We start from the raw sequence: 23,178 nt of genomic DNA on the forward strand, positions 1-23,178 counted from the left end.
TCAGGAGAGTGAGCGAGCAAGGAGGGGCCGTACCGGACGCGGTCGAGGGGCGCTACTTCCGTGAGGTGCTGGGGCACTTCCCCACCAGCGTGGTCGCGATCACCACGACGGACAGCGACCGGCAACCCGGGGGAATGATCGTCGGAACCTTCATGTCCGTGTCCCTGGAACCGCCCCTTGTTTCCTTTCTGGTGGACGGTTCCTCCAACACCCTGCGGACGATCCGGACAGCCGGGCGGTTCTGCGCCAACGCGCTCGCGGGCAACCAGGAACGCCTGTCCCGGCGGATGGCCGGCGGCCCGAACCGTTTCGAGGGAACCGAGTGGGAGGAATCCCCGCTCGGAAATCCCGTCCTCGCCGGAATCGTCGCGTGGGTCGACTGCACGGTCGAGAAGATCGTCGAACTCGGCGATCACCAACTCGTCGTCGGACGAGTCCGCACGCTCCGCGTCGAGTCGATGAAGACCCCACTGCTCTTCTTCCGAGGTGGATACGGCGACTATCTGTCCAGCGCGGGACTGCTGCTGGACAGGCTCGTCGGCTGGTGAGAGAGCGAAGAGCAACAAGAGCCGCGAGATCGAAGGAGATCCGTTGATGCGCCAGGACCTGCATTTCAGATTGGAACGCATCTCCGCATGGTGCGGATTTGTACTGCTGCTGGGATTCGCCGTCGCTTTCTCCGTCGGCCATCTCATCACGCCGATGGACCCGACGAAGAACGCGCAAGGCGTCGTCGAATTCCTCACCGACCATCAGACGGGCATCCTCGCCTGCGCCGCGATCATGGTCCTCGTCGTGCCGTTCGAGTACCCGTTCGTCGTCGTGACCAGCATGCAGATGCGCCGTATCGAAGGCGGCTGGGGCCTGCTGTCCATGGTCCAGCTCACTACCGGTGTCGTCGCGCCGATCGGCTTCTTCTTCCCGATCGCGATACTCGCCGCCGCTGCCTACCGGCCGGAAGGCCACTCGCCCGACGTGCTCTACGCGATGTCGGACATCTACTGGCTCATGCTGGTCGGCAACGCCTGCATATTCGTCCTCCAGGTCTGGTCGATCGGATACGCGGCACTCGTCGACGACCGCGCCAAGCCGGTGTTCCCGCGCTGGTTCGGCTATCTCAACCTGGTGCTCGGCGTGCTGCTCATCCCGGGTGCCTTCGTCTTCCTCACCAAGACCGGCCCGTTCGCGTGGAACGGAATTCTCGCGAACATGCTGCCCACGTTGGTGTATTTCATCTGGAAGATCGCCACGCCGATCGTACTGTTGCGTGCCGTGAAATCCGAGGAGGAGGAAGCGACGGCGAAGGCCGCGGAACCCTCCGCGCTCGCGAGCACATAGCCGACCGTCAGTCGAGTTCCCGGGAGCCGACGATACGGAACGTGGGATGGTCGGCGGGGTCGGGGAGCTGCCGGAACGTCTCGGCCACGGTGGGGAAGCGGCCGAACTGTTCCAGATAGACCCGGATCAACGGCGCGCGCTCCGCCACGGGCACCTCGACCGCCTCGAACTCCTCGCCACGGCCCCTGCGTTGGAGCCGTCCGCTCTTCGCGGCACGCAGATTGCGCGACCACTCGGTATTGCCGCGGGGCGCTATCAGATAGCGCTCCCCGTCGTGGTCGAGGACGGCCACCGGCACACTTCGCCAGCGGCCCGAGGCGCGGCCCCGGACACTCAGCGTGCTCAGCACCGACCGGGCGAAGAGCTTGGCCATCCGGTTGCCGATGACCCGTGCTCCCCAGGGCGGGGGCAGGTAGGGGGCGCTCATCGGGGCCTCCTCGCGAGCTGAAGAAGGAGCAGACGCGGACACTGATCGCGGACATCGCCCGCGAGACGCGCGTTTCCGAGGCTACCGTCTTCAACTACCTCCCAAGGGAGGAAGACCTCCTCTATTTGCGGCTCGACGACTTCGGCGAACGGCTCCTCGCCGCGGTCGACTCCCGGCCGCCGGACGCGTCGGTCCTGGACGCGGTGCGGACGTTCCTGACCTGGGCGACCGGGCTTCTCGCCCAGGTCGCGGCCGGCGACGACGAGGCCCTCGTACGACTGCGGACCGTGCACCGCGTGATCGCCGACAGCCCCACGCTACGAGCCCGCGAACAGCAGGCGATCACCGATGCCACCACGGCGCCGGCCGCCCGTCTCGCAGCGGAGCCGGGCGGCACGGCCGAGACCGACGAGGTCATCGCCTACGTGGCGGCCAACGCTCTATGGGTGTCCACCGGGCGCTCATCGACCTCGTACGCCGACGCGTCCTGGCCGACGAGGCACCCGATCAACTCGCCGCCGATGTCGGCGCACAGGGCACGCGGGCCTTCGCCCTCCTCGCGCACGGCCTCGCGGACTGCGGCATACGCCAAGGGCGGGGAACGGAGGGCGAGTTCACCGGCCGTCCGACGAGTTGCCACCGCTACGGGCAGGACTCCCCGAACTTCACCGCCTTGAACTCCACGGGCTGCCCGGTCAGTCTCGTCCCTGCCGACGGCTTCTGCGAGCACACCTGCCAGTTCGACGCCAGCAGGATGAAACGCCCTTTGCCGGAGGCGTCCTTGACCGTGACCGACGTCCCGGACGCGAGTGCGGCGCGGGCGGTGTTCACCGACTTTCCCTTGAAGTCCGGCATCGTCGCGCCGGCCGGTGCGGGTGCGGACTGGTCCTTCGGCGGGCAGGTCTCGGCGAGCTTCACCGCGCCGAAGTCGAGCCGGGTGGTGGTGGCGGCACGCGTGCCGGCCTTCACGTTCTGCGAGCAGACCTTCCAGTCCCGGTCGAGGATCTGGTGGCGGTCGCGACCGAGCGCGTCATGGGATGTGAGGCTGTAGAAGCCCTGTTTCTGGGCGGCGTCCTGGGCGGACTGGAGCCCCATGCCCACGAATGCGGGAACGGTCTTTGTCCCGCCACGGGTCTTGGCGTTGCCGCTCGCACCGGCGGTGGTGCCCCCTTGCCCGGTGTCGGGGTTGCAGGCGGTTCCGAAGCCACCGAGGACGAGGACGCCTGCGATGGCTCCGACGACGAGTTTCCCGTCACGCCGCCTCCTGGGCGACGGGAATACGGAGTTGGACACGGTACGCCCCCTGGTGTCATCGGTAACGCGGGCTGATCCGCGCCTACTTGAGATGCTGCCCCAGGAAGTCGACGATGTGCCCCATCGTCTCCTGCGTGGACCAGGGCAGCACGGCCGAGGTGTCGCCGGTGAAGGACAGGTCGCCGTGGCCGGCGCCGGTGAGGACGTAGCGGGTGCTGTCGATCCCCTTGGCGCGCAGTGCCGTCTGCAGGTCCAGGGTCTCGCTGGGGGAGACCAGGTTGTCGGCGCTGCCGTGGAACAGGACGAAGGGTGCCGTCTTGGAGCTGATGTGTGTCGCCGGGTCGGCTGCCGCGACCTCGCTGGTGCGGTCCGCGACCGACTTCTTGGTGCCGGGGCCGTAGACCCACTGGGCGGCACTGTTGCCCGCCGCGTAGTTGGCCTTCTGCGCCGCCGTGTCGTAGTCGGCCGCGAGCTTGGACAGGTCGGCCGGGCCGAACTCGTCGACGACGCCCTGCACTTCACTGCTCTGGTCGAGATTGTCGCCGACGTCGAAGGACTTCTCCCCGTTGGTCGCGCCGGTCATCGCCGCGAGATAGCCGCCGGCGGACTGTCCCCACACGGCGACGTGGCCGGTGTCGATGGAGTACTTGCCGGCGTTGGCGCGGAGGTACCGGATCGCGGACTTCACATCGGCGACGGCGTCCTTGTACGTGGCACCGTCCTTGGTGGTGCGGTACTGGAGGCTGGCCACGACATAGCCCTGGTCGGCGACGTAGGTGCGCTGACTCAGGTTGGCGGTGCGGTCCGCCATGACGAAGCCGCCTCCCGTCAGATAGATGACCAGCGGCTTCTTGCCCGACGGGGTCGTGGGCACCTGGATGTCGAGCTTCAGGTCGCTCTTCTCGCCGTTCGTGGTCGGCGAGGAGTACGTGATGTCGTGCGTGGTGGTGACCCCGGAGGTGGCGCACTGGATCTGCGCACCCTTGGGGTCGATCACGGTGCTGGTGCCGGTGTCCGACTTCTTGATGGTCTTGGCCACCGGAATGCCGCCCGCGTTGCCCGACGGCATCGCGCTGGGCGCTCCGGAACTCGCGGCGGCCGTACCCGTGGGGCAGGCGGCCGTCCTGGCGCGGGCGCTGGTGCTGGACGTACCGCTGGACGGGCTGTTGCCGCCCGAGGAGCAGGCGACCAGCGCCAGCCCCGCCGCGACGCTGATCGTGACGCCGGCGATACCCCTCCGCCGGCCTGCCCGCTTCTTCTCTTCTTCGCGCATGTCTTCATCTCCCGCGACATCGGATGGCAAACGGAGATAGAATCTCCGCTTCTCTCTCCCACCGTAACATCAAACGGAGATGTCATCTCCGTTTTAGTCTGTGGCGTCGCGGCCCGGAACCGAACCTGATCAAGGGGTGCGCAGCTCGCGGCAGTACGATGCCCTGGACGAGACGACATCACCCGGAAGGCGGGACGACTGGTATGGCGGAGCCCGCTGGACCCGGCAGGGCGCCGCTGCGGCGCGACGCCGAGCTGAACCGACGCCGGCTGATGGCCGCCGCCCGCGAGGTGTTCCGTGACCGGGGCCTGGCCGCGACCCTCGACGACGTCGCCCGCCACGCGGGGCTCGGTGTGGGGACGGCCTACCGGCACTTCGCCAACAAGGAAGAGCTGGTCGACGCGGTCTTCGAGGACATGATCGACCGGGTCGAGGCGTGCGCGCGGGAAGCCGTCGCCGATCCCGATCCATGGCACGGGCTGGCGGCCAGCCTGGAGAAGGTGTGCGAACTCCAGGCACAGGACCGCGGGCTGCGCGAGGTCATGCTCGGCACCGGCAAGGCGGCCCAGCGGCACGCCCTCATCGACCGGCGGATCAAGCCCCTGGTCGATCCGCTGATCGACCGCGCCAAGGAGCAGGGGGCGCTGCGGGCCGATGTGGAGCCCCTGGATCTCCCGATGATCCAGCTGATGGTGGGGGCGGTCACCGACCAGACCGGAGAACCCGATCTGTGGCGCCGCTATCTGCGGATGCTGCTGGACGGCATGCGCACCCGGCCGGACGGGACCGAGCCACTGCCCCCGGGCCCGCTGTCCCACCCGCTGTGACTCAAGACGCTAGACGGAGAGCGCGAACCCGCCCGTCACCCGCAGCGTCTCACCCGTGACGAACGACGCCTTCGACGAGACCAGATACAGCAGCGCCTCGACGATGTCCCGTTCCTCGCCCTCCCGTTGGAGGATCTGCTCGCCCAGCACCCGCTTCGCCTCGGCCTCGGGCAGTTGGGCGCGCACGGTGTCCGTGAAGATCAGGCCCGGGGCGATCGCGTTGACACGGATGCCGTCGGCGGCGAACTCCCGCGCGAAGGACACCGTCAGACCGCGTACGGCGAGTTTGGAGACGCCGTAGATGCTCCGGTTGGCGTAGGCCGCCGACGAGGAGATGTTGACGACGGCGGCACCGGCGCGTCCCCGCATCGCCCGCTGGGCCGCGAGCGAGCAGATGACGACGCCCATGACGTTCACGTCGAGCACGCGCCGCACATTGGCGAGGCCGAGTTCCGTGAACGGCCGGTTGTAAGCGGCGTGCAGGCCCGCGTTGTTGACCAGGATGTCGAGGCCACCGTGGCGTGCGACGACCTCGTCCATCACCGCCTCGACGGCGACCTCGTCGGCCACGTCACAGGCCACGCCCGTCACGCTGCCGCCGGCGGCGCTGAGTTCGGCCGCGGCTGTCTCGGCCGCGTCACCGTCGATGTCCGCGAGCACGACATGCGCGCCCCGAGCCGACAGCGCGGCGCCGAACGCCTTGCCGAACCCACGTCCGCCCCCGGTGATGAACGCGACCCTGCCCTGATGTTCCTCATCGTCCGGCATACGGCTGCTCCCGTCGTCGTCCTGGTCCGAATGGGCTTGCCGCGCCTGTCACTTGGGGGCGAACCGCTGCCCCGCGTCGAGCCGCAGGCACTGGCCGTTCAGCATCGGGTTGTCGACGATGGCGAGCGCCAGCTTCGCGTACTCCTCCGGCCGCCCGAGGCGCTTGGGGAACGCCGCGTCCTCGACCAGCGCCGCGCGCGCCTCCTCGGGGATCTTCTCGACGGCGCCCGTGTCGAACAGGCTGGGCGCGATGGCCAGGACCCGGATGCCGAACGGGCCGAGATCGCGCGCCATGGTGAGACACATGCCGGCGATCGCCGCTTTGGCGGCCCCGTAGGCGACTTGGCCGATCTGCCCCTCGAAGGCCGCGATCGACGACGTGTTGACGATGACACCGCGCTCGCCGTCCGGGTCCTCGGGCTCGTTGCGGCTCATGTGTGCGGCGGCGAGCCGGCTGATGTTGAAGGTCGCGACGGTGTTGAGGTCGAGGATGTGGCGGAAGGTGTCGAGGTCGTGCGGACCGTTCCTGCCAAGGGTTCGTTTCGCCTTGCCGCCACCGGCAGTTGTGATCGAGACGTGCAACCCGCCCAGCGCCTCCACGGCGGCGGCGAGGGCACGCTCCGTCGCCTCGAAGTCGGTGACGTCGACCGGCTCGAAACGACCGCCCAGCGCCGCCGCGACCTCGGCACCGGGCGACGCCGGACGGTCGAGTACGACGACGTCGGCGCCGCGCGCCGCCAGCAACTCGGCGCTGGCACGGCCCATTCCGGAGGCTCCGCCGAACACCACGGCCTTCTTGCCCTTGATCTCCATCGATATCGATTCCCTTTCGCTTGCGCTCAGGCCGACGCGGCGGACCGCTGAAGGAGGGTGCAGAGCCGGTCGCGATGGACGGCGGTGTCCCCGTACAGCACCCGGTCGGCCCTGGCCCGGCGCAGATGGAGGTGCAGGTCGTGCTCCCAGGTGAAACCGATTCCGCCGTGCAACTGCAGGGCCCGCGCGGCGACTTCACCGGTACCGGCGGTGGCGTAGGAGGCGGCGGCGCAGGCCGCCCGGGCGGTGTCGTCGGCACCGGCATCGGCGGCCATCGCCGCGTAGGACGTCGCGGCACGGGTGCCGTGCACCAGCAGCGCCATGTCGGCGCAGGCGTGCTTGACGGCCTGGAAACTCCCGATCGGCCGCCCGAACTGCACCCGGTTCCTGGTGTGTTCGACGGTCAGCTCCAGCATCCGTTCCATCACGCCCAGCGCGTCGGCGCACCGCAGGACGGACGCCTTGTCGAGCAGGGCCTGGACGTCGGCCGGCCCACCGTCGAGACCTGCGTCGAGCGGCACGCGTACGGCGTCGAGGCGGACCTCGTGGAAGGCGCGCGTGGGATCCAGGACGCGCTGCCGCCGGACGGTGACACCGGGAGCCGCGCGGTCGACGAGGAAGGACGCCGGTACACCGTCGTGGAGCGCGGTGACGAGCAGCCAGCGGGCACCGCCGGCATCCTGCACCACGGTCTTGACCCCGTCCAGGAGGACCCCGTCGCCGTCGGTGCGTGCGGTGGCGCGGATCCCGTCCAGTGTCCAGGGCGCGTGCGGTTCGGCGAAGGCCCAGGTGGCCCAGCCCGCTCCGGAGGCGAGCGCGGGCAGCACTTCGGAGCGCAGCCGCTCGGAACCGCCGTAGGCGATCGCTCTGCCGACGACCGCCGTCGGCAGGAACGGGCCCCGGCCGAGGGCACGCCCGATCTCCTCGGCGACCAGGGCGAGTTCGACCAGTCCCTGGCCGGATCCGCCATATTCCTCGGGCAGGGCCAGGCCGGGCCAGCCGAGGTCGGCCGTCAGGCGCCACAGTTCGGGGTCGACGTCTTCGGAGCGGTTCATCGAGGCTCGTACGACGGAGATCGGGGCCCGGTCGGACAGCAGGTCGCGCGAGGCCTCGCGCAGCATGGTCTGTTCCTCGCTGAGCTCGAAGTTCACCAGCCACCACCCGGTCCGCAGCGGATCAGTACCTCGAAGAAGGTATCCTCTTTTGTGTCGCCGGTCGAGATCCAGTGCTGATTCAAGGCGTTCTTACGTCCGTATCGCCAAGTTGAGTATCATCAATTGCATGACTGATGCCGTTCTGCTCGCCGCCTGCCGCACCGCGATCGGTACCGCTCGGAGGGGAACGCTCCGTGACACCAGTGCCTTCGACCTCGCCACCGTCGTCGTGCGCGAGGCCGTGCGACGCTCGGGGCTGCCGCTCGACCTGATCGACGACGTCGTCCTCGGCGAGACCCTGGCCGGAGGCGGGGACATCGCCCGCTACGCGGCCCTCGAAGCGGGACTGACACATGTGCCGGGGCTCGCCCACAACCGGCACTGCGCCTCGGGGCTGGCAAGTGTGGCGACCGCGGCGGCGGGCGTACTCGCCGGCATGGACCGCGCAGTCGTCGCCGGGGGAACCCAGTCCTCGTCCACCAATCCGCAGACCCGGCGCCGGATTCCGGGCACCGACGACTGGCAGGACCCCTGGTCGTCGCCCTCGCACGCGCCGACCCGCGAGGCCCCCGACGACGACATGGCCACGCTGGTCGGCTGGAACACCGCTCGGCTGACGGGTATCTCCCGCCAGGACATGGACAGTTGGGCCCTTCGCTCGCACCAGCGGGCCGTCCGGGCGATCGACGAGGGACGTTTCGCCGACGAGATCGTGCCCGTTGAGGTCACCGACCGCGGCGGCCGGGTCTCCGTGTTCGACACCGACGAACATCCGCGCCGCGACACCAGCATCGAGAAGCTCGCCGCGCTGAAGGTGCTGCGACCCGAGATCGAGGGCTACTCCATCACCGCGGGCAACTCCAGTGGGGTGAACGACGGTTCGGCCGCGGTCGTCGTCGCCTCCTCCGAGGTCGCCGCCCGTCATGGGCTCGCCCCCCTCACCACCGTACGGTCGTGGGCGAGCGTCGGCGTCGACCCGGTCGAGACGGGACTGGCCCCGATCGCCGCCGTCCGCAAGGCACTTGACCGGGCCGGACTGCGAGTCGAGGACGTCGATCTGTTCGAGGTCAACGAGGCCTTCGCCGCGGTCGCCGTGGCCGCCACCCGTGAACTGGGCCTGGACCCCGAGCGGGTGAACCCGTTCGGCAGCGGGTGCAGCCTCGGCCACCCGATCGCGACCACCGGCACCCGGATGATCGTCACGCTCGCGCACGAGCTGCGCCGCCGTGGTGGAGGCACGGCGGTCGCGGCGATGTGCGCGGGCGGCGGTATGGGATCGGCGATGGTGCTCACCGCGTGACACCCCGGCGGTCCGCCCGTCAGCGGGCCGCCCAGCTCACCGTCTTCGTCTGCAGATACTCGTCGAGCCCGAACTCGCCCCACTCACGGCCGAGTCCGCTCTGCTTGTAGCCGCCGAACGCGGACCGCGGACTCACCCCGGCGCTGCCGCCGTTGATCGTGACCCCGCCGGTCCGCAGCCGGGTCGCCAGGTCGTACGCGGCCACGGTGTCGGCGCTCCACACGGCACCGCCCAGACCGTACGGGCTGTCGTTGGCGATGTGTACCGCCTCCTCGTCGGTGCGGAACGGGATGACGACGCCGACCGGCCCGAAGAACTCCGTCCGGGCGACGGTCATCGCGTTGTCCACGGCGGCGAAGAGCGTCGGCTCCACGAAGTAGCCCCGGTCGAGCCCGGCCGGCCGCCTGCCGCCGCACACGATCCGGGCACCCTCTTCCTCGCCGACCCGGATCAGCTTCTCCACCTTGTCCCGCTGGGCCGCGCTGATGAGTGGCCCCATTGTGGTGGCCGCGTCGGCGGGGTCACCGACCCTGGCCCCGGCGAGGGCGGCACTCAGCCGGTCGATGAACTCGTCGTGGACGGACTCGTGCACGAGTGTGCGGGTCAGCAGTGAACAGCCCTGTCCCGCATGGGTGGTCATGCCGGAGAACGCGGAGCGGACGGCGCCGTCGAGGTCGCCGTCGGCGCGCACGATGTTGGCCGACTTGCCGCCGAGTTCCAGGACGACCTTCTTCATGGAGGCCGCGGCCTGGGCGTACACCGTGCGGCCCACCGTGTCCGAGCCGGTGAAGCTGACGAGGTCCACCATCGGGTGCGTGGTCAGCTCCCGGCCGGCCTCCACATCGCCGGTCACGATGTTCAGCACCCCCGGCGGCAGCCCGGCCGCGTCCGCGAAGTCGCCGAGGAGAAGCGAGTCCAGAGGGGTCTGCGGCGCAGCCTTCAGGACGACCGTGCAGCCCGCGGCGAGGGCGGGGATCACCTTCATCATGCTGAGGAAGAAGGGGAAGTTGTACGCCGAGATCAGCGCGCACACCCCGAACGCCTCGCGGCGCAGCATCCCTTGGAAGATGCCGCTGCCCGGCGTGATCGTGGGATCCATCGGACGCTCCCACGCGAAGCCCGGAATCACCCGCTCGGCCATGTCCCGCAGATGCGCCACCGGCACCCGGGTCTGCAGAGTCTCCGCCAGCCCGCGCACCGAACCCGCCTCGGCCATGTTCACGGCGACCAGCTCCGGCAGCCGCTGCTCCAACTCCTCGGCCATGCACAGCAGTACCGCACCGCGCTCGGCGGGCCGCAGCCGCGGCCACGGCCCCTCGTCGAAGGCCCGCCGCGCCGCCTCGACCGCCCGCCGCACATCCCCGAGCGAGGAGTCCGGCACTTCGGCGAGGGTCTCCTCCGTCGCCGGATTGCGTACGACGATCCGTGCGTCCGAGGTGCCGTCGGTGTGCCGTCCGTCGATGTAGAGCCGCGAAGAGAACGAGTACGTCGTCGTCATGTGCCGTCTCCTCATCAAGTGTGTCCCGTGTTGAGTGTACTGAATTGCGGGGAGCGGGTCAGGGTGTGCCGGTTTTATTGACTCGACCGGTCGGTACAGCTAACTTCGCAGATATCTGGGGGTCGGCCTTCTGGCTACGAACGACGGAGTTCGAAAAGAGGTACCGCCTGTGTTCAAGGAATTTGTCGTGTCCGGCGATTCGCACATCATCGAGCCGGTCGATCTGTTCAAGACCCGCCTGCCCAAGGAGCTCCGCGAACGCGCCCTGTGGGAAGAGGAGTTCACCCTCGACGAGCCGATCGTCCCGGGCGGGCACACGGAGTTCAAGAAGCTCCACACCATCGGGTTCGACGGCTGGACCATCTCCAAGTACCGCCAGACCGGCGGGGAGACCCCGGACGGCGATCCCGACCACATCATCCGGGACATGAACTTCGACGGCGTGGACGCCTCGGTGATGTTCCCGAACCTCTCGCTGTTCGTCCTGTTCACCGACGACCACGAACTGTCGATGGCCCACGCGCGCGTGTGGAACGACTATCTCGCCGAGAGGTACCTCCCCTACAAGGACCGGCTGCGCCCCACGGCCGCGATCCCGATCACGGATGTCCCCGCTGCCGTGGCGGAGATCGAGCGCTGCGCGGGCCTCGGCCTCGGCGCGATCCTCCTCCCGGAGATCCCGCCGCTGCCGTACTACGCCAGGGAGTGCGACCCGATCTGGGCCGCCGCCCAGGCGCACGGCATGCCCGTCTTCATCCACGTGGCCACCGGCGGTGTGAAGGTCAAGGAGGGGATCTCCGGGACGGCGCGCACCGTGCGCGGTCTGATGACGGCCATGAACATGGGCAAGGGCAACCTGACCGACGACATGGTGGCGGGCCGCACCATGGGCTTCGCGGCCGGCGCCGGCGTGGCGGGTCCGCAGGGCATCATCGCCAGCCTGGTCGGCGGCGGGGTCTGCGAGCGCTTCCCCGACCTGCACTTCAACCTGATCGAGTACACGGCCGGCTGGCTGGTCTCCTTCATGGGCTACATGGACAAGGCCTGGAAGACGGGCACCGGCCAGGACCCCGACTGGTGGCTCGGCTTCTGGGACGACAGCCGTCCGGCCAACGAACAGCCCTCCATGGGAAGGCTGTTCACGGTCAACGACAAGTGGCCCTACCCGCTCAAGCCCACCGAGTACGTCCAGCGCCAGATCCATGTCCAGTTCGCCGACGACTCCACGGCCGTCAAGGCACGCCACATCACCGGCCTGTCCACGGTCATGTGGGGCAACGACTACCCGCACGCGGAGGGCACCTTCCGCAGCAGCGCCGAGTGCATCGCCGAGAACTTCGAGGGCGTGAACGACGAGGACCGCGCGGCCATCCTGGGCGGCACGCTCGCCGATGTCGTGCACTTCGACAAGAGCCGCAAGCTCGCCCCGGTCACCGAGAGCGCCTGACCGTCGGAACGGCGTTTCAGGGCACTGAAACGCGACGGCAGCGGCGGGCGGTCCGAGGGTGCCGTCCGCCGCTTCTCTCACGGTGTGGGCCGTTCGCCGATCAGGGTGAGGGAGGCGCGGGCGTACGCGGCCCGGCGCCTCCGGCTCACCAGGAAGCTGGGCGGTGCGAAATAGCCGACGTCATGAGGGAGCGAACCGGCGCGAGCGGCGAGCATGTCCTTCGCGTGAACCGTCGTCCCGCACACGGCGATCGCGGTGAGCATCTCGTCGGTGACGGCGGCGGCCATCGCGTCCGTGTCCCCGGCCCGGAACGCCTTGCGCAGCTGCGCCACCGGGCCCTCCCAGCCGTGGTGGGCGACGAACGGGTCGTACGTCTTCACCGTGAGGTAGAAGGCGATCATGCGGCGGGCGTCGGCCACCGCGCGTTCGGGGGCGGAGTCGTCCACCGCCGTGATGACCCAGCCGTGTTCCAGGGGCGGTTCGGTGCGTCCGGCGGTGGCGGTGCCGCGCTCGACGGACGGCCGTACGACGTCGTTCCACCAGGAGCGGGTGAACAGCCCGTGCCCGATGACGCCGTCGGCCACCCGGCCCGCCGTCGCGGCCATGCGGGTGTTGAACGCGGCGAGCAGCACGGGGATGTCGAGCCGGCCGAGCACGGGGGCGCGGACATCGGCGTCGAGCGAATAGAACTCGCCGGAGTAGTGCACCTTTTCGCCGTTCTCCGCGTGCAGCCAGGCGCGGACGGCGCCGACGGTCTCCGCGATCCGGTCCACCGGGCGGTCGGCGGGTACGTCGAGCCAGTCGCGGTTGATGCGGAACGCGGCGCTGCCGAGGCCGAGGAAGAGGCGACCCGGTGCCTGGGCATGGAGTTGGCGCAGCGCGGTGGCGTGTGCGTACGGGGTGCGGGCGAAGGCGTAGGCGATGGCGGGCCCCGCCAGGGCGTGTTCGGAGTTCGCGACGATCTCGGCGAGGGTGAGGTAGGCGTCGTGGTCGACGAACTCGCCGGCGCAGAAGGCGCCCGCACCGGCCTCCTCGGCCTCGTGTGCCACCTCTCGGCCCGGCCAGGGCATGCCGAATCGCATCAGAGCCAGCCCTTCATGGAACCTCGCAAAAAAGGATACTGTTTTATGGAGCGTAGGGGAGTGTCAGCGCAGTGTCCACCGGCCCCGGGGCACCGCGGCGCGGTCCACCTCCGCCTTGCCGACGGGGTTGCCGATCTGTGTGTACGACAGTCCGGTGCGCAGGGCCTGGGTACGGGTCGAGTCCAGGGACTCCCAGATCGCGCGGACCGTGCCCTGGATCGCGGCCGGCGGTTTGGCGGCGATGATGCGCGCCAACTCGTCCGCGCGGTCCCAGAGTTCCGCACCCGGCAACACCTCGCTGACCAGGCCGATTTGCAGGGCGCGCGTGGCCGACACCCGCTCGTCCAGGCCGAGCAGCGCGATGCGCAGGGTCTCGCCGAGCGGGATGCGGCGGGCCAGCCCGATGGGTTCGAGCGCGGCGGTGAGTCCGTAGCTGACGTGCGGGTCGAAGAAGGTCGCGTCGTCCGAACAGATCAGGATGTCGGCCTCGTTGAGCCAGTAGAAGGCGCCACCGGCGGCCATCCCGTGCACCGCGCAGACCAGCGGTTTCCACACCTGGTTCAGTTTCGGCGAAAGGAACTCCCCGGGGTCGGTCTGCGACCAGACGTTGGGGTGCCGGTCGATGCCCTCCTTCACGTCCATGCCGGTGCTGAACGCGCGCTCGCCCGAGCCGCGCAGCACGACGACACGCACGTCGTCGTCGGCCTTCACGGTCCGCCACAGGAGTGCGAACTCCTCCAGCATCTCCTGGTTGAAGCTGTTCATGGCCTGCGGCCGGTTCAGGGTGATGGTGGCGACGTGGTCGGTCACCTCGAACAGGACGGTCTTGAGTTCCATCCACCGACTCCGTTCCTCGTCTCGACGTGATCGAGGTAAGTAGTATACTTTTTTCTGGTCTTTGGGCGCCCGGAACGGAACGAGATCCGCGGAGGAACCTGCGATGAGGCCACGAGTGGGACAGATGCTCGCCAGCACGGTGGACACGACGGCGGTGGTGGTCGTGCGCTGCCCCGACAGCGACCTGGACATCACCTGCGGCGGTGCCGCGATGGCCGAGGGGCCCGTGACCGGGGCCCCCGCCGGCACCGCGGACCCGGACCGGATGGGCGGTTCGCTGCTCGGCAAGCGCTACGCCGACGAGGACCTCGGCCTCGAACTCCTCTGTACGAAACAGGGACCGGGCACCCTCGCGGTGAACGGCGTCCCGCTGCCCGTGAAGACGGCCAAGCCGCTCCCGGCCTCGGACTGAGAAGAGGGAAGCGCGCCGATGAACGTGTCGATGATCCTGGACATGGCCGCAGAGGGCTTCGGCGACCGGATCGTGATCGGACGCGCACAGGACGGGCTCACCCCCGTACGGCTGCGCGAACTGGCCGTCTGCGGGGCGCGGGTGGTCCGCGCGGCCGGCGCCGACGCGCTCGTGTACCTGGCCACGAACGGCCCCGCCTTCGCCGTCGCCCAGTTCGCCGCGGCCCACGCCGGAGTCCCCGTGGTCCCGGTCAACTACCGCCTGGGCGACGAGCAGTTGGACGCGCTGCTGGCGAACCACCCGCACGCCCTGGTCATCGCGGCCTCCGACCAGGACGCGGCCCCGCGCCGGGCCGGACTGCCGGTCCACAGCCCGGCCGACTGGCTCACGGAGGCCGCCGCGCACACCGACGGCGACATCGAACCGGCCCCGCCGACCGACGCCCCCGCCGTGCTGATCTACACCAGCGGCACCACTTCGGCCCCGAAGGGTGTGGTCCTGCGCCACCACAACCTGGTGTCGTATGTGCTCGGCACCGTGGAGTTCGCCGCGGCAGACCCCACAGAATCCGCACTGATGAGTGTGCCGCCGTACCACATAGCCGCCGTCTCGAATGTGCTGACGAACCTCTACGCCGGCCGACGCACCCTCACTCTCGACCAGTTCACCCCTGAGGCCTGGCTCGCACTCGTCCGGGAACAGCGGATCACCCACGCGATGGTCGTCCCCACCATGCTCGCCCGGATCATGGACACGGATGGCCTGGACCGATCAGTGCCTTCAATGCGCTCGCTCGCCTATGGTGGCGCCAGGATGCCGGTGCGCGTGATCGAGACGGCGCTGCGTTCCTGGCCACGGGTCGACTTCGTCAACGCCTATGGCCTGACGGAGACTTCGTCCACGATCTCCGTGCTCGGCCCGGCCGAACACCGCGCGGCGGTCGCCGGCGACGACCCCGCCGTACGGGCCCGGCTCGGCTCGGCCGGACTGCCGGTGCCGGGCATCGAGATCGAGATCCGTGATGTGACCGGGGAACCCCTCGACGCCGGGGAGACCGGGCAGATCTGGGTGCGCGGCGAACAGGTCTCGGGGGAGTACGCCGGTCAGGGCTCCGCCGTCGACGAGCGCGGCTTCTTCCACACCCGCGACCGGGGCCGCCTGGACGCCGACGGCTACCTCCACATCGAGGGCAGGACCGACGACACGATCATCCGAGGCGCGGAGAACATCGCCCCCGCCGAGATAGAGGAGGTTCTGCTCCGCCACCCGGACGTGCTCGACGCCGTCGTCGTCGGTGTCCCCGACGAGGAGTGGGGCCAGCGGATCGAGGCCGTGGTCGTACCCCGCGACGGCGCGGTGGTCGACGCCGGAGCGCTGCGCGCGGCCGTGCGCGGCACCCTGCGCGGCTCGAAGACCCCCGAGCGCATCACGTACTGGACCGAACTCCCGCGCACGGTGACCGGCAAACTGGTGCGCCGCGACATCGTGGCGGCACTCACCGCACCCGAGAACGGGACGAAGGCCAAGCCATGAGCGTCGTCACCAACAGCCCTGCGCTGCTACGGGAGTTGACAGACCGTACGGCATCCGTGGTCGGCGGCTGGATCCCCGGCGCCACCGTCGACGGCGTCGAACCGCTCACCGGCGGCACGTCGAGCCTGACGTACGTCGCAACCCTGTCGGGTGTCCCGGCCGGATACGAACGAGTCGTCCTCAAGGTGGCCCCGCCCGGCCTGCCCCCGGTCCGCAACCGGGACGTGCTGCGCCAGGCGCGGCTCATGGCGGCCCTGGCCGGACAGCCGGGCGTGCGGGTGCCGAAGGTGCTCTTCTGCGACGCGGGCACGCCCCCGGACGTCCAGCCTTTCGTGGCAATGGAGTTGGTGCCGGGCGAGTGCGTCGAACCGGTGCTGGTGCCGCGCGGCACGCTCACGCCGGGGGAGGTGCGGGCCCGTGCCCTGGACGCGGCCCGGATGCTGGCCGACCTCCACCGGGTGAATCCCCTGCGTACGGCGCTCGCGGCGGAGCCGGCCGTGTCCCTCCACGCCGAGATCGACCGCTGGACCCGGGCGTTCGGCACCGTCCCCGACGACCTGCGCACCGGGCACGAAGCGGTCGCCGACCGGCTGCACGCGACCGCGCCCGCCGCGATGACACCGGTGTTCACTCACGGCGACTACCGGCTCGGCAACACATTGTGCGCGGACGGCTCGGTCACGGCGATCATCGACTGGGAGATCTGGTCGCTCGGCGACCCCCGCGTCGACATGACCTGGCTGACCTTCTTCACCGACGAGGCCCGCCACCCCGCCTCCGCGTCGGACGAGCCGACCGGCATGCCCTCCAAGGCCGAACTGGTCGACGCCTACGAGGAGTTGCGCGGCAAACCGCTCCGAGACCTGTCCTGGTTCGAGGCGCTCACCAAGTACAAGGAGTCGGCGGCGACCGCCCTGCTGATCAAACGGGGCCGTAAATCAGGACAGTTGAACGCCATGCATCAGCGGATGCTGCCCGCGCTGCCGGTGTTGCTGGACGAGGCGGCCGAACTGCTGGGCACAGCCCGAAGTTGATGGATGCCCAGATCGAGGGCCGCTTCGAGATGTGCCGGTGAGCCGGTGGACATCATGATCAGGACACCGCCCTGGATACCGGCCAGCAGGGCCGCCGAGGCACGGTCGGCGTCGAGGCCGGCGGGGATCTCGCGCTGGTCCTGCATGGCCCTGATGCCGATGGCCAGCTTGGACTGCCACGAGGCGACGAGCTGCCTGGTGACGGCCTGCGCGCCGGGCGTGGCGGGGGTCAGCTGGGACATGAGCGCGTTGAGCGGGCACTGCTGCCCCTGCCGGCGGTAGCGGTCGACGACCGCGTCCCGCCAGTCGTGCCAGGCCCGCCACGAGGTGAGAGCACTGAGATGGGGCTGCTGGTCGGACAGGACGCGGTCCGCCTCGTGCTGGGCCACGGCGAGCAGGAGCTCCTCCTTGCCGCCGGGGAAGTAGTGGAAGAGCTGGCTCTTGCTGGTGGACGTGCGGGCGCGGATGTCGTCCAGGGTCGTCTCGGTCACACCGCGTGCGCGGATCTCCGCCGCGGCTCCTTCGACGATGCGTTGCCGGGTGGCCGCGCCCTTGGGGGTCAGTCGTGCTGCCATACCACTACCTTGCCACTTTCTGGACTTGCGGGTCCATTTTTTGAGTGGCAGGTTTGCCGTTCCCAGCCGGTTGGATCAGCTTCCGGCGGGTCGGATTCGGAGAGGCACAGCATCATGACCAAGCGACTTGCCGGGCGGAAAGCCCTGGTCACCGGCTCCACCAACGGTATCGGCGTCGCCGTCGCGGTGGCCCTGGCCGCCGAGGGAGCGTTCGTCGTGGTCAGCGGACGCGACGAGCGGCGCGGTGGCGAGGTGGTGGCCCGCATCGAGAAGGACGGCGGTGCGGCGGCCTTCGTCAAGGCGGATCTGTCCGCGGGCGCCCATGTGATCGACCGCTTCGCCACCGACGCGCTCACCGCGACCGGCGGGCGGATCGACGTGCTCGTCAACAACGCGGCGCTGCTGCTGACGCCCACCCCCACCGCCGAGGTCGCGCAGGAGACCATCGACGAGGCGCTGGCCGTGAGCGTGCGGTCGGTGTTCCTGCTGACAGGCCTGCTCGCACCGCCCATGGCCGAGCGCGGCAACGGCGCCGTGGTCAACCTGGGCTCCATCGCCGGCCTGCGGGGCAGCGCGCATTCGGCGCTCTACAACATGACCAAGGCAGCTGTGCACTCGCTCACCACGTCGTGGGCCGCGGAGTACGGACCGCACGGCGTCCGGGTCAACACGGTTGCTCCCGGCCCGACTTTGACCGAGAAGGTCGTGTCGATGGAGGAGCGCCTGGCCCCGATCATCGCGCGCATGCCCTCCGGCCGCGGCGGCACTCCGGCCGAGGTGGCCTCCGCCGTCGTGTTCCTCGCGAGCGACGAGGCGTCCCAGATCCACGGTGCCACCCTCACCGTCGACGGCGGATTCACGGCGGTGTAGGGCCATGCGTTCCTGGTCAGTACAGCCCGCCGTCCACCCGGATCAGCGCCCCCGTCGTATAGCTCGACGCGTCGCTCGCGAGATACAGCGCGGTGCTGACGATCTCCTCCGGTTGCCCCGGACGCCCGATCGCGCTGCGTGTCGTCTGCCGTTTCTCCGGCGCCCAGGACTTGGAGATGTCGGTGAGGAACGGCCCGGCCGAGATCGTGTTGACGCGCACTGTCGGGCCGTATTCCAGCGCGAAGACCGTCGTGAGCGCGTTGAGCGCGGCCTTGGCGCCGGCGTACGGGCCGAAGCGCGGCTGTGGCATCAGCGCTCCGGACGACGAGACGTTGATGATCGAGCCCCCGTTCTCCGAGTCGGCCATCCGCTGTCCGACCAACGAGGCGAGCCGGAACGGGCCTTTGAAGTTGACGCCGATCACCTTGTCGAAGAGTTCCTCGCTGGTGTCGGCAGAGGAGGGGGCGAGGGGTGACATGCCGGCGTTGTTGACCAGGACGTCGACCTGGCCGAACTCCTCGTAGGCCGCGTCGGCGAGGCGGGCGAGATCGTCCCAGTGGCCGACGTGCGCGGCGACGGGCAGAGCGCGGCGGCCCAGGGTGCGGACCTCGGCCGCCGCCGTCTCGCACGCGTCGAGCTTGCGGCTGGCGATCACGACATCGGCACCCGCGGTCGCGAAGGCACGCACCATCGCGAGTCCCAGGCCCCGGCTGCCGCCCGTGACGAGCGCGACCTTGCCGGCGAGGTCGAACAGGTCCGCCGGAACAAGGGACTTGGTGTCGCGTGCCTCGCTCATGCCTGCACCCGGCCGGAGAGGCTGTCGTCCTCGACGATGTGCGCGTACCGCTTGCGGGCGGCCTCCAGCTTCGGCGGGATGTGCTCGCTGGGGAACAGACCGTCCGCCGGACGGCGGTTCTTGAGCAGCTGCTTGGCGATGGTGGTGCGGTGCACCTCGGTGGGGCCGTCGGCGAGCGCGAGGTTCGGGGCGGCCATCCACCATTTGGCGAGCGGGAGTTCGTTGGTGGTGCCGAGCGAACCGTGGAGGTGCAGGGCGCGTTGGACGACGTCGTGCAGCACCTTTGCCGTCTGCACCTTGCACATCGCGATCTGGGTGCGGGCCGCGCCGTGCGGCTGGGTGTCGATGATCCAGGCGGTGTGCAGCACCAGCAGCCGGAACTGCTGCAACTCCACCCAGGAGTCCGCGATGAACTGCTGCACGGCCTGCTTCTCGGCGAGAAGAGTGCCCTGAGTACGGCGGGACAGCGCGCGCTCGCACATCATGTCGAAGGCGCGGGTGCACTTGCCGACCGTGCGCATCGCGTGATGGACCCGGCCCCCGCCGAGCCGGGCCTGGGCGACCTTGAAGCCCTCGCCGGGGCCGCCGAGCATGGCGTCGAGCGGCACCCGCACCTGGTCGTAGCGGATGTAGGCGTGGATGCCCTCGTCGAGGGAGTCGCGCTCGTCCATGGTGCCGACGTTGCGCTTGATCTCGATGCCGGGTGTCTCGGCCGGAACGATGAACATCGACATCCGGGCGTGCGGCGGCGCCTCCGGATCGGTGACGGCCATGACGATGAGGAAGGCCGCGTACCGGGCGTTGGAGGAGAACCACTTCTCCCCGTCGATCACCCACTCTCCCCCACTCTCGGCTCCGCGCGAGCGGGAGGGGCCCCCACCCTCGCGCCGTGCCCGGCACACGAACTCCTTCGGGTCGGCCCCCGCCTGCGGTTCCGTCATCGAGAAGGTGGAGACGATGTCCCCGTCGAGCAGGGGCTGCAGATAGCGCGCCTTCTGCTCCTCGGTGCCGAACATGGCGAGGATCTCCGCGTTGCCGGTGTCCGGAGCGGCGGTGCCGAACACGGTCGGCGCCCAGTAGGAGCGGCCGAGGATCTCATTGAGGTACGCGAGCTTCACCTGGCCGTAGCCCGCGCCGCCGAGTTCCGCGCCGAGGTGGCAGGCCCACAGGCCCTGGGCGCGGACCTGGTCCTGGAGCGGTTTGAGGATCGCGCGGGCCTTCTCGTTGCGCGTGTCGTACGGGTCGCCGCCGTGCGGGAACAGCAGGTCGAGCGGCTCGACCTCCTCCCGTACGAAGGCCGTCGCCCAGTCCAGCTTGGCCTGGAACTCGGGTTCGATCGAGAAGTCCAGCATCGGCCCTCCGGAAGGTGCGGGTTGGTCGGCGACAGCAAAACAGTATACTTTTTAGCGAGGTTCGGTCCATACTCGGAGTGCGTGACGGCAGATGAGTATGAGGAGTTGGTCGATGCGCAGGCCGATGGAGGGCGTACGCGTTCTCGAAGTAGCCCAGTTCACCTTCGTCCCGGCGGCGGGTGCCGTGCTCGCCGACTGGGGCGCTGATGTGATCAAGATCGAACACGCCGAACGCGGCGACGGACAGAGGGGGTTGGTCCGTGTCCTCGGTTACGACGCCACCAGCAAGGGGTCGTCGTTCTTCCCGATCGTGGAGGGGCCCAACCGGGGCAAGCGCAGTGTTGGCCTAGCTCTGGAGAAGCCGTCGGCCCGTAAGGCGTTCGAGGAACTGGTCCGCCGCAGCGATGTGTTCCTGACCAACTTCCTGCCCGAGGCGCGCGCGAAACTGCGCATCGAGGTAGAGGACATCCGGGCCATCAACCCGGACATCATCTATGTGCGCGGCAGCGGTTTCGGCCAGCGCGGCGACGAGGCCACGAAGGGCGGCTATGACTCCACGGCCTTCTGGGCGCGCGGCGGCAGCGCGGCCGGTGTCACGCCACCGGGCGCGGACCGGATGATCCGGATGCCCGCGGGCGCCTACGGCGACGCGATGGGCGGCATGACGATCGCCGGCGGCATCGCCGCCGCCCTCTACTCGCGTGCGACGACCGGCGAACCGTCCGTGGTGGACGTGTCGCTGCTGGGCGTCGGCGCCTGGGCGACCCAGTTCACGGTCAACATGGCGCTGATGAACGGTGGCCCGCTGCCGGTCAACGTCCAGCCCCGGCACGGATCACGCACCAACCCCCTCATCGGGGCCTATCTGACCTCGGACGGACGCTGGATCGAACTGTCGATGCTCCAACCCGGCCGCTACTGGGCCGAGTTCTGCAAGCTCGCCGGACGCGGCGAACTCGGCACCGACGAACGCTTCGACAGCACCGAGAAGTTGATGGCCAACGCGGCTCAGGCGGCCGGCATCGTCGCCGAACTCATCGCGTCCCGCCCCTTCGAGGAGTGGGTCGCGATCCTGTCCCGCGGCGAGGGCCAGTGGTCGGTGGTGCAGAACGCCTGGGAGGTCGGCCAGGACCCCTCGCTGCGCGCCAACGGACTCATCGCCTCCGTCGTGGACGCGGACGGCGTCGACCGTGAACTCGTCGCCAGCCCGGTCCAGTTCGACGAGACCCCGGTCGACCTCACCCGGGCACCGCAGTTCGCGGAGCACACCGACGAGGTACTGCGCTCACTCGGTCTCTCCGACGAGGAGCTGATCGCGCTGAAGATCGACGGCGCGGCGACATGACCGCCGTGGGCGACGAAGAGCCCGTACGGAAGGAGCCGTGATGAGCGCGACACTCGAACCCGACGGGACCCACCAGGGCGTCCCCGCCTACCACTTCGACAACCGGCTCGGCGGCCCGGTCCTCAGCCATCAGGAACGCTGGGACGAGATCGCCCGCACCCACTCCGGATTCCGCAGCACCATCGCGCGCGGCTACTGGGTCGTCACCGAGGGCGAGGCCGTCCAGCAGGCGCTGCAGGACTGGCGGACCTTCTCCAACCAGTCCGTGACGGCGCTCGATCCGGATCCCAGGTTCCTGTGGATCCCGGAGATGCTCGACCCGCCCCAACACACCGCGTGGCGGCGCCTGTTGGGCAGCGCCTTCTCGCCCAAGACCGTCGCAGCCCGCGAACCGGAGATCCGCGAGGTCGCGTCCGGCCTGATCGACGAGCTGAAGGACAGCGGCTCCGCCGACGTCCTCGACTCGTTCGCCCGCCGCTTCCCGACCCTGATCTTCATGCGCCTGATGGGCCTGCCCGAGCAGGACCTCCCGCAGTTCCTGGACTGGATCCACGACCTGCTGCATCTGTCCCATGGCGAAGACCCGCACGGCGAACGGCAGTTGAGCGCCATGAACGCGGTGTCGGAGTACTTCGAGCGGCAGATCGCGATCCGCCGCGAGGCCCCCCGCGACGACCTCCTGTCCCGCGCGATGACCTGGACGATCGACGACGAGCCGATCAGCGACCGGGACATGCACGCGTTCTGCATCCTGCTGTTCCAGGCCGGCTTCGACACCGTTCCCATCTCCATCGGCTGGGCCCTCTACCACTTCGCCACGCACCCGGAACAGCGCAGGGTGATCGTCGACGACCCCGCGCTGATCCCCACGGCGGTCGAGGAGATCCTCCGCGTCTACTCGTTCGTCGTGCCCGCCCGCAAGGCGACACAGGACGTCGAGATCGGCGGCTGCCCGGTCAGGGCGGGGGAGATGGTGATGCTCCCGCTCGCCGTCAGCAACCGCGACCCCGAGCGCTTCGACCGGCCCCTCGAAGTCGACCTGCGGCGCAAGACCACCAACCACATCGCGTTCGGTTCGGGACCGCACCGCTGCCTGGGCTCCCACCTCGCCCGCCTCGAACTCAACGTCGCCGTCGAGGAATGGCACCGGCGCATTCCCGACTACGAGATCACCCCCGGCCAGGACCTCGAACAGCACGGCAACATGTACGGCATCAAGCAGCTCCGGCTGGAGTGGTGAACA

General features: G+C 69.6%; 24 protein-coding genes. 12 read left to right on the forward strand and 12 right to left on the reverse strand.

The features are described 5' to 3' along the window. Positions 1-8: 8 nt before the first annotated feature. Both OH768_RS50020 and OH768_RS50025 read left to right on the forward strand, forming a co-directional pair. A complete protein-coding gene (locus tag OH768_RS50020; protein ID WP_406463954.1) occupies positions 9-548 on the forward strand; it encodes a flavin reductase family protein in 540 nt (179 codons plus the stop codon). Positions 549-594: 46 nt separating this feature from the next. Next, positions 595-1,338, forward strand: coding sequence for a hypothetical protein (locus OH768_RS50025; protein WP_406463955.1), 744 nt, complete (start codon positions 595-597; stop codon positions 1,336-1,338). A 7-nt stretch (positions 1,339-1,345) separates the two neighbouring features. Here the strand turns inward: OH768_RS50025 and OH768_RS50030 are convergent, their stop codons facing one another. Beyond that, complete coding sequence (locus OH768_RS50030) at positions 1,346-1,765, reverse strand: nitroreductase/quinone reductase family protein (protein ID WP_406463956.1); 420 nt, start codon at positions 1,763-1,765, stop codon at positions 1,346-1,348. A 125-nt stretch (positions 1,766-1,890) separates the two neighbouring features. Here OH768_RS50030 and OH768_RS50035 point away from each other — a divergent pair, with 125 nt between their 5' ends. Beyond that, positions 1,891-2,442, forward strand: coding sequence for a hypothetical protein (locus OH768_RS50035; RefSeq protein ID WP_406463957.1), 552 nt, complete (start codon positions 1,891-1,893; stop codon positions 2,440-2,442). On the opposite strand, the gene OH768_RS50040 is transcribed toward OH768_RS50035, so the two are convergent. Then, positions 2,408-3,058, reverse strand: a complete 651-nt coding sequence (locus tag OH768_RS50040; RefSeq protein WP_406463959.1) for a PASTA domain-containing protein — start codon at positions 3,056-3,058, stop codon at positions 2,408-2,410. The two genes, OH768_RS50035 and OH768_RS50040, sit on opposite strands and share 35 nt — an antisense overlap. 43 nt (positions 3,059-3,101) lie before the next feature. Then, positions 3,102-4,292 (reverse strand): prolyl oligopeptidase family serine peptidase, encoded by a 1,191-nt coding sequence (locus OH768_RS50045; protein ID WP_406463960.1) that lies wholly within the window; start codon positions 4,290-4,292, stop codon positions 3,102-3,104. A gap of 203 nt (positions 4,293-4,495) precedes the next feature. On the opposite strand from OH768_RS50045, the gene OH768_RS50050 reads away from it, so the two are divergent. Next, positions 4,496-5,119, forward strand: coding sequence for a TetR/AcrR family transcriptional regulator (locus OH768_RS50050; protein WP_406463961.1), 624 nt, complete (start codon positions 4,496-4,498; stop codon positions 5,117-5,119). Between the two features lie 9 nt (positions 5,120-5,128). Here the strand turns inward: OH768_RS50050 and OH768_RS50055 are convergent, their stop codons facing one another. From OH768_RS50055 to OH768_RS50065, 3 genes are read right to left on the reverse strand one after another with little or no spacing between them, the layout of a single operon-like run. Continuing rightward, positions 5,129-5,887, reverse strand: coding sequence for an SDR family NAD(P)-dependent oxidoreductase (locus tag OH768_RS50055; protein ID WP_406463963.1), 759 nt, complete (start codon positions 5,885-5,887; stop codon positions 5,129-5,131). A 48-nt stretch (positions 5,888-5,935) separates the two neighbouring features. After that, entirely contained in the window at positions 5,936-6,700 is a 765-nt protein-coding gene (locus OH768_RS50060; protein WP_406463965.1) for an SDR family NAD(P)-dependent oxidoreductase, read from the reverse strand. A gap of 26 nt (positions 6,701-6,726) precedes the next feature. Next, positions 6,727-7,851: an acyl-CoA dehydrogenase family protein gene (locus OH768_RS50065; RefSeq protein ID WP_406463967.1), complete on the reverse strand. Its 1,125-nt coding sequence runs from the start codon at positions 7,849-7,851 to the stop codon at positions 6,727-6,729. A 130-nt stretch (positions 7,852-7,981) separates the two neighbouring features. Here OH768_RS50065 and OH768_RS50070 point away from each other — a divergent pair, with 130 nt between their 5' ends. After that, entirely contained in the window at positions 7,982-9,154 is a 1,173-nt protein-coding gene (locus OH768_RS50070) for a thiolase family protein (protein WP_406463968.1), read from the forward strand. A 19-nt stretch (positions 9,155-9,173) separates the two neighbouring features. Here OH768_RS50070 and OH768_RS50075 read toward each other — a convergent pair whose 3' ends face one another. Further along, positions 9,174-10,652, reverse strand: a complete 1,479-nt coding sequence (locus tag OH768_RS50075; protein WP_406463970.1) for an aldehyde dehydrogenase family protein — start codon at positions 10,650-10,652, stop codon at positions 9,174-9,176. Positions 10,653-10,839: 187 nt separating this feature from the next. Between OH768_RS50075 and OH768_RS50080 the strand changes: the two genes are divergently transcribed. After that, on the forward strand, positions 10,840-12,099 hold the full coding sequence (locus OH768_RS50080; RefSeq protein ID WP_406463971.1) for an amidohydrolase family protein: 1,260 nt from the start codon (positions 10,840-10,842) through the stop codon (positions 12,097-12,099). A gap of 77 nt (positions 12,100-12,176) precedes the next feature. On the opposite strand, the gene OH768_RS50085 is transcribed toward OH768_RS50080, so the two are convergent. Together OH768_RS50085 and OH768_RS50090 are read right to left on the reverse strand one after the other, a co-directional pair. Further along, complete coding sequence (locus tag OH768_RS50085) at positions 12,177-13,181, reverse strand: LLM class flavin-dependent oxidoreductase (RefSeq protein ID WP_406463973.1); 1,005 nt, start codon at positions 13,179-13,181, stop codon at positions 12,177-12,179. A gap of 63 nt (positions 13,182-13,244) precedes the next feature. Beyond that, positions 13,245-14,018 carry an enoyl-CoA hydratase/isomerase family protein gene (locus OH768_RS50090; RefSeq protein WP_406463974.1) on the reverse strand — a complete coding sequence of 258 codons (774 nt, stop codon included), beginning with the start codon at positions 14,016-14,018 and terminating at the stop codon, positions 13,245-13,247. Positions 14,019-14,121: 103 nt separating this feature from the next. Between OH768_RS50090 and OH768_RS50095 the strand changes: the two genes are divergently transcribed. Genes OH768_RS50095 through OH768_RS50105 form a run of 3 tightly spaced genes read left to right on the forward strand, consistent with a single transcriptional unit; the run spans position 14,122 to position 16,997 of the window. Next, on the forward strand, positions 14,122-14,430 hold the full coding sequence (locus OH768_RS50095) for a hypothetical protein (RefSeq protein WP_406463976.1): 309 nt from the start codon (positions 14,122-14,124) through the stop codon (positions 14,428-14,430). Positions 14,431-14,448: 18 nt separating this feature from the next. Then, complete coding sequence (locus OH768_RS50100; protein ID WP_406463978.1) at positions 14,449-15,963, forward strand: class I adenylate-forming enzyme family protein; 1,515 nt, start codon at positions 14,449-14,451, stop codon at positions 15,961-15,963. Continuing rightward, the gene (locus OH768_RS50105; RefSeq protein WP_406463979.1) at positions 15,960-16,997 is read left to right on the forward strand and encodes a phosphotransferase family protein; all 1,038 of its coding nucleotides are present in this window, start codon (positions 15,960-15,962) and stop codon (positions 16,995-16,997) included. The genes OH768_RS50100 and OH768_RS50105 overlap by 4 nt, the downstream gene beginning before the upstream one ends. On the opposite strand, the gene OH768_RS50110 is transcribed toward OH768_RS50105, so the two are convergent. Then, a complete protein-coding gene (locus OH768_RS50110; RefSeq protein WP_406463981.1) occupies positions 16,925-17,572 on the reverse strand; it encodes a TetR/AcrR family transcriptional regulator in 648 nt (215 codons plus the stop codon). The genes OH768_RS50105 and OH768_RS50110 overlap by 73 nt on opposite strands. A 114-nt stretch (positions 17,573-17,686) precedes the next feature. On the opposite strand from OH768_RS50110, the gene OH768_RS50115 reads away from it, so the two are divergent. Beyond that, positions 17,687-18,442, forward strand: a complete 756-nt coding sequence (locus OH768_RS50115; protein WP_406463983.1) for an SDR family NAD(P)-dependent oxidoreductase — start codon at positions 17,687-17,689, stop codon at positions 18,440-18,442. Positions 18,443-18,458: 16 nt separating this feature from the next. Here OH768_RS50115 and OH768_RS50120 read toward each other — a convergent pair whose 3' ends face one another. Together OH768_RS50120 and OH768_RS50125 are read right to left on the reverse strand one after the other, a co-directional pair. Then, on the reverse strand, positions 18,459-19,238 hold the full coding sequence (locus OH768_RS50120; protein ID WP_406463985.1) for an SDR family NAD(P)-dependent oxidoreductase: 780 nt from the start codon (positions 19,236-19,238) through the stop codon (positions 18,459-18,461). After that, positions 19,235-20,590: an acyl-CoA dehydrogenase family protein gene (locus OH768_RS50125; protein ID WP_406463987.1), complete on the reverse strand. Its 1,356-nt coding sequence runs from the start codon at positions 20,588-20,590 to the stop codon at positions 19,235-19,237. Before OH768_RS50125 ends, OH768_RS50120 begins: the two co-directional genes overlap by 4 nt. Before the next feature lie 112 nt (positions 20,591-20,702). Here OH768_RS50125 and OH768_RS50130 point away from each other — a divergent pair, with 112 nt between their 5' ends. Together OH768_RS50130 and OH768_RS50135 are read left to right on the forward strand one after the other, a co-directional pair. After that, positions 20,703-21,935 carry a CaiB/BaiF CoA transferase family protein gene (locus OH768_RS50130; protein ID WP_406463989.1) on the forward strand — a complete coding sequence of 411 codons (1,233 nt, stop codon included), beginning with the start codon at positions 20,703-20,705 and terminating at the stop codon, positions 21,933-21,935. Between the two features lie 40 nt (positions 21,936-21,975). After that, positions 21,976-23,175, forward strand: a complete 1,200-nt coding sequence (locus tag OH768_RS50135; RefSeq protein ID WP_406463990.1) for a cytochrome P450 — start codon at positions 21,976-21,978, stop codon at positions 23,173-23,175. Positions 23,176-23,178: the final 3 nt, after the last annotated feature.

It is taken from the genome of Streptomyces sp. NBC_01622 (assembly GCF_045209635.1).
GTDB lineage: Bacteria > Actinomycetota > Actinomycetes > Streptomycetales > Streptomycetaceae > Streptomyces.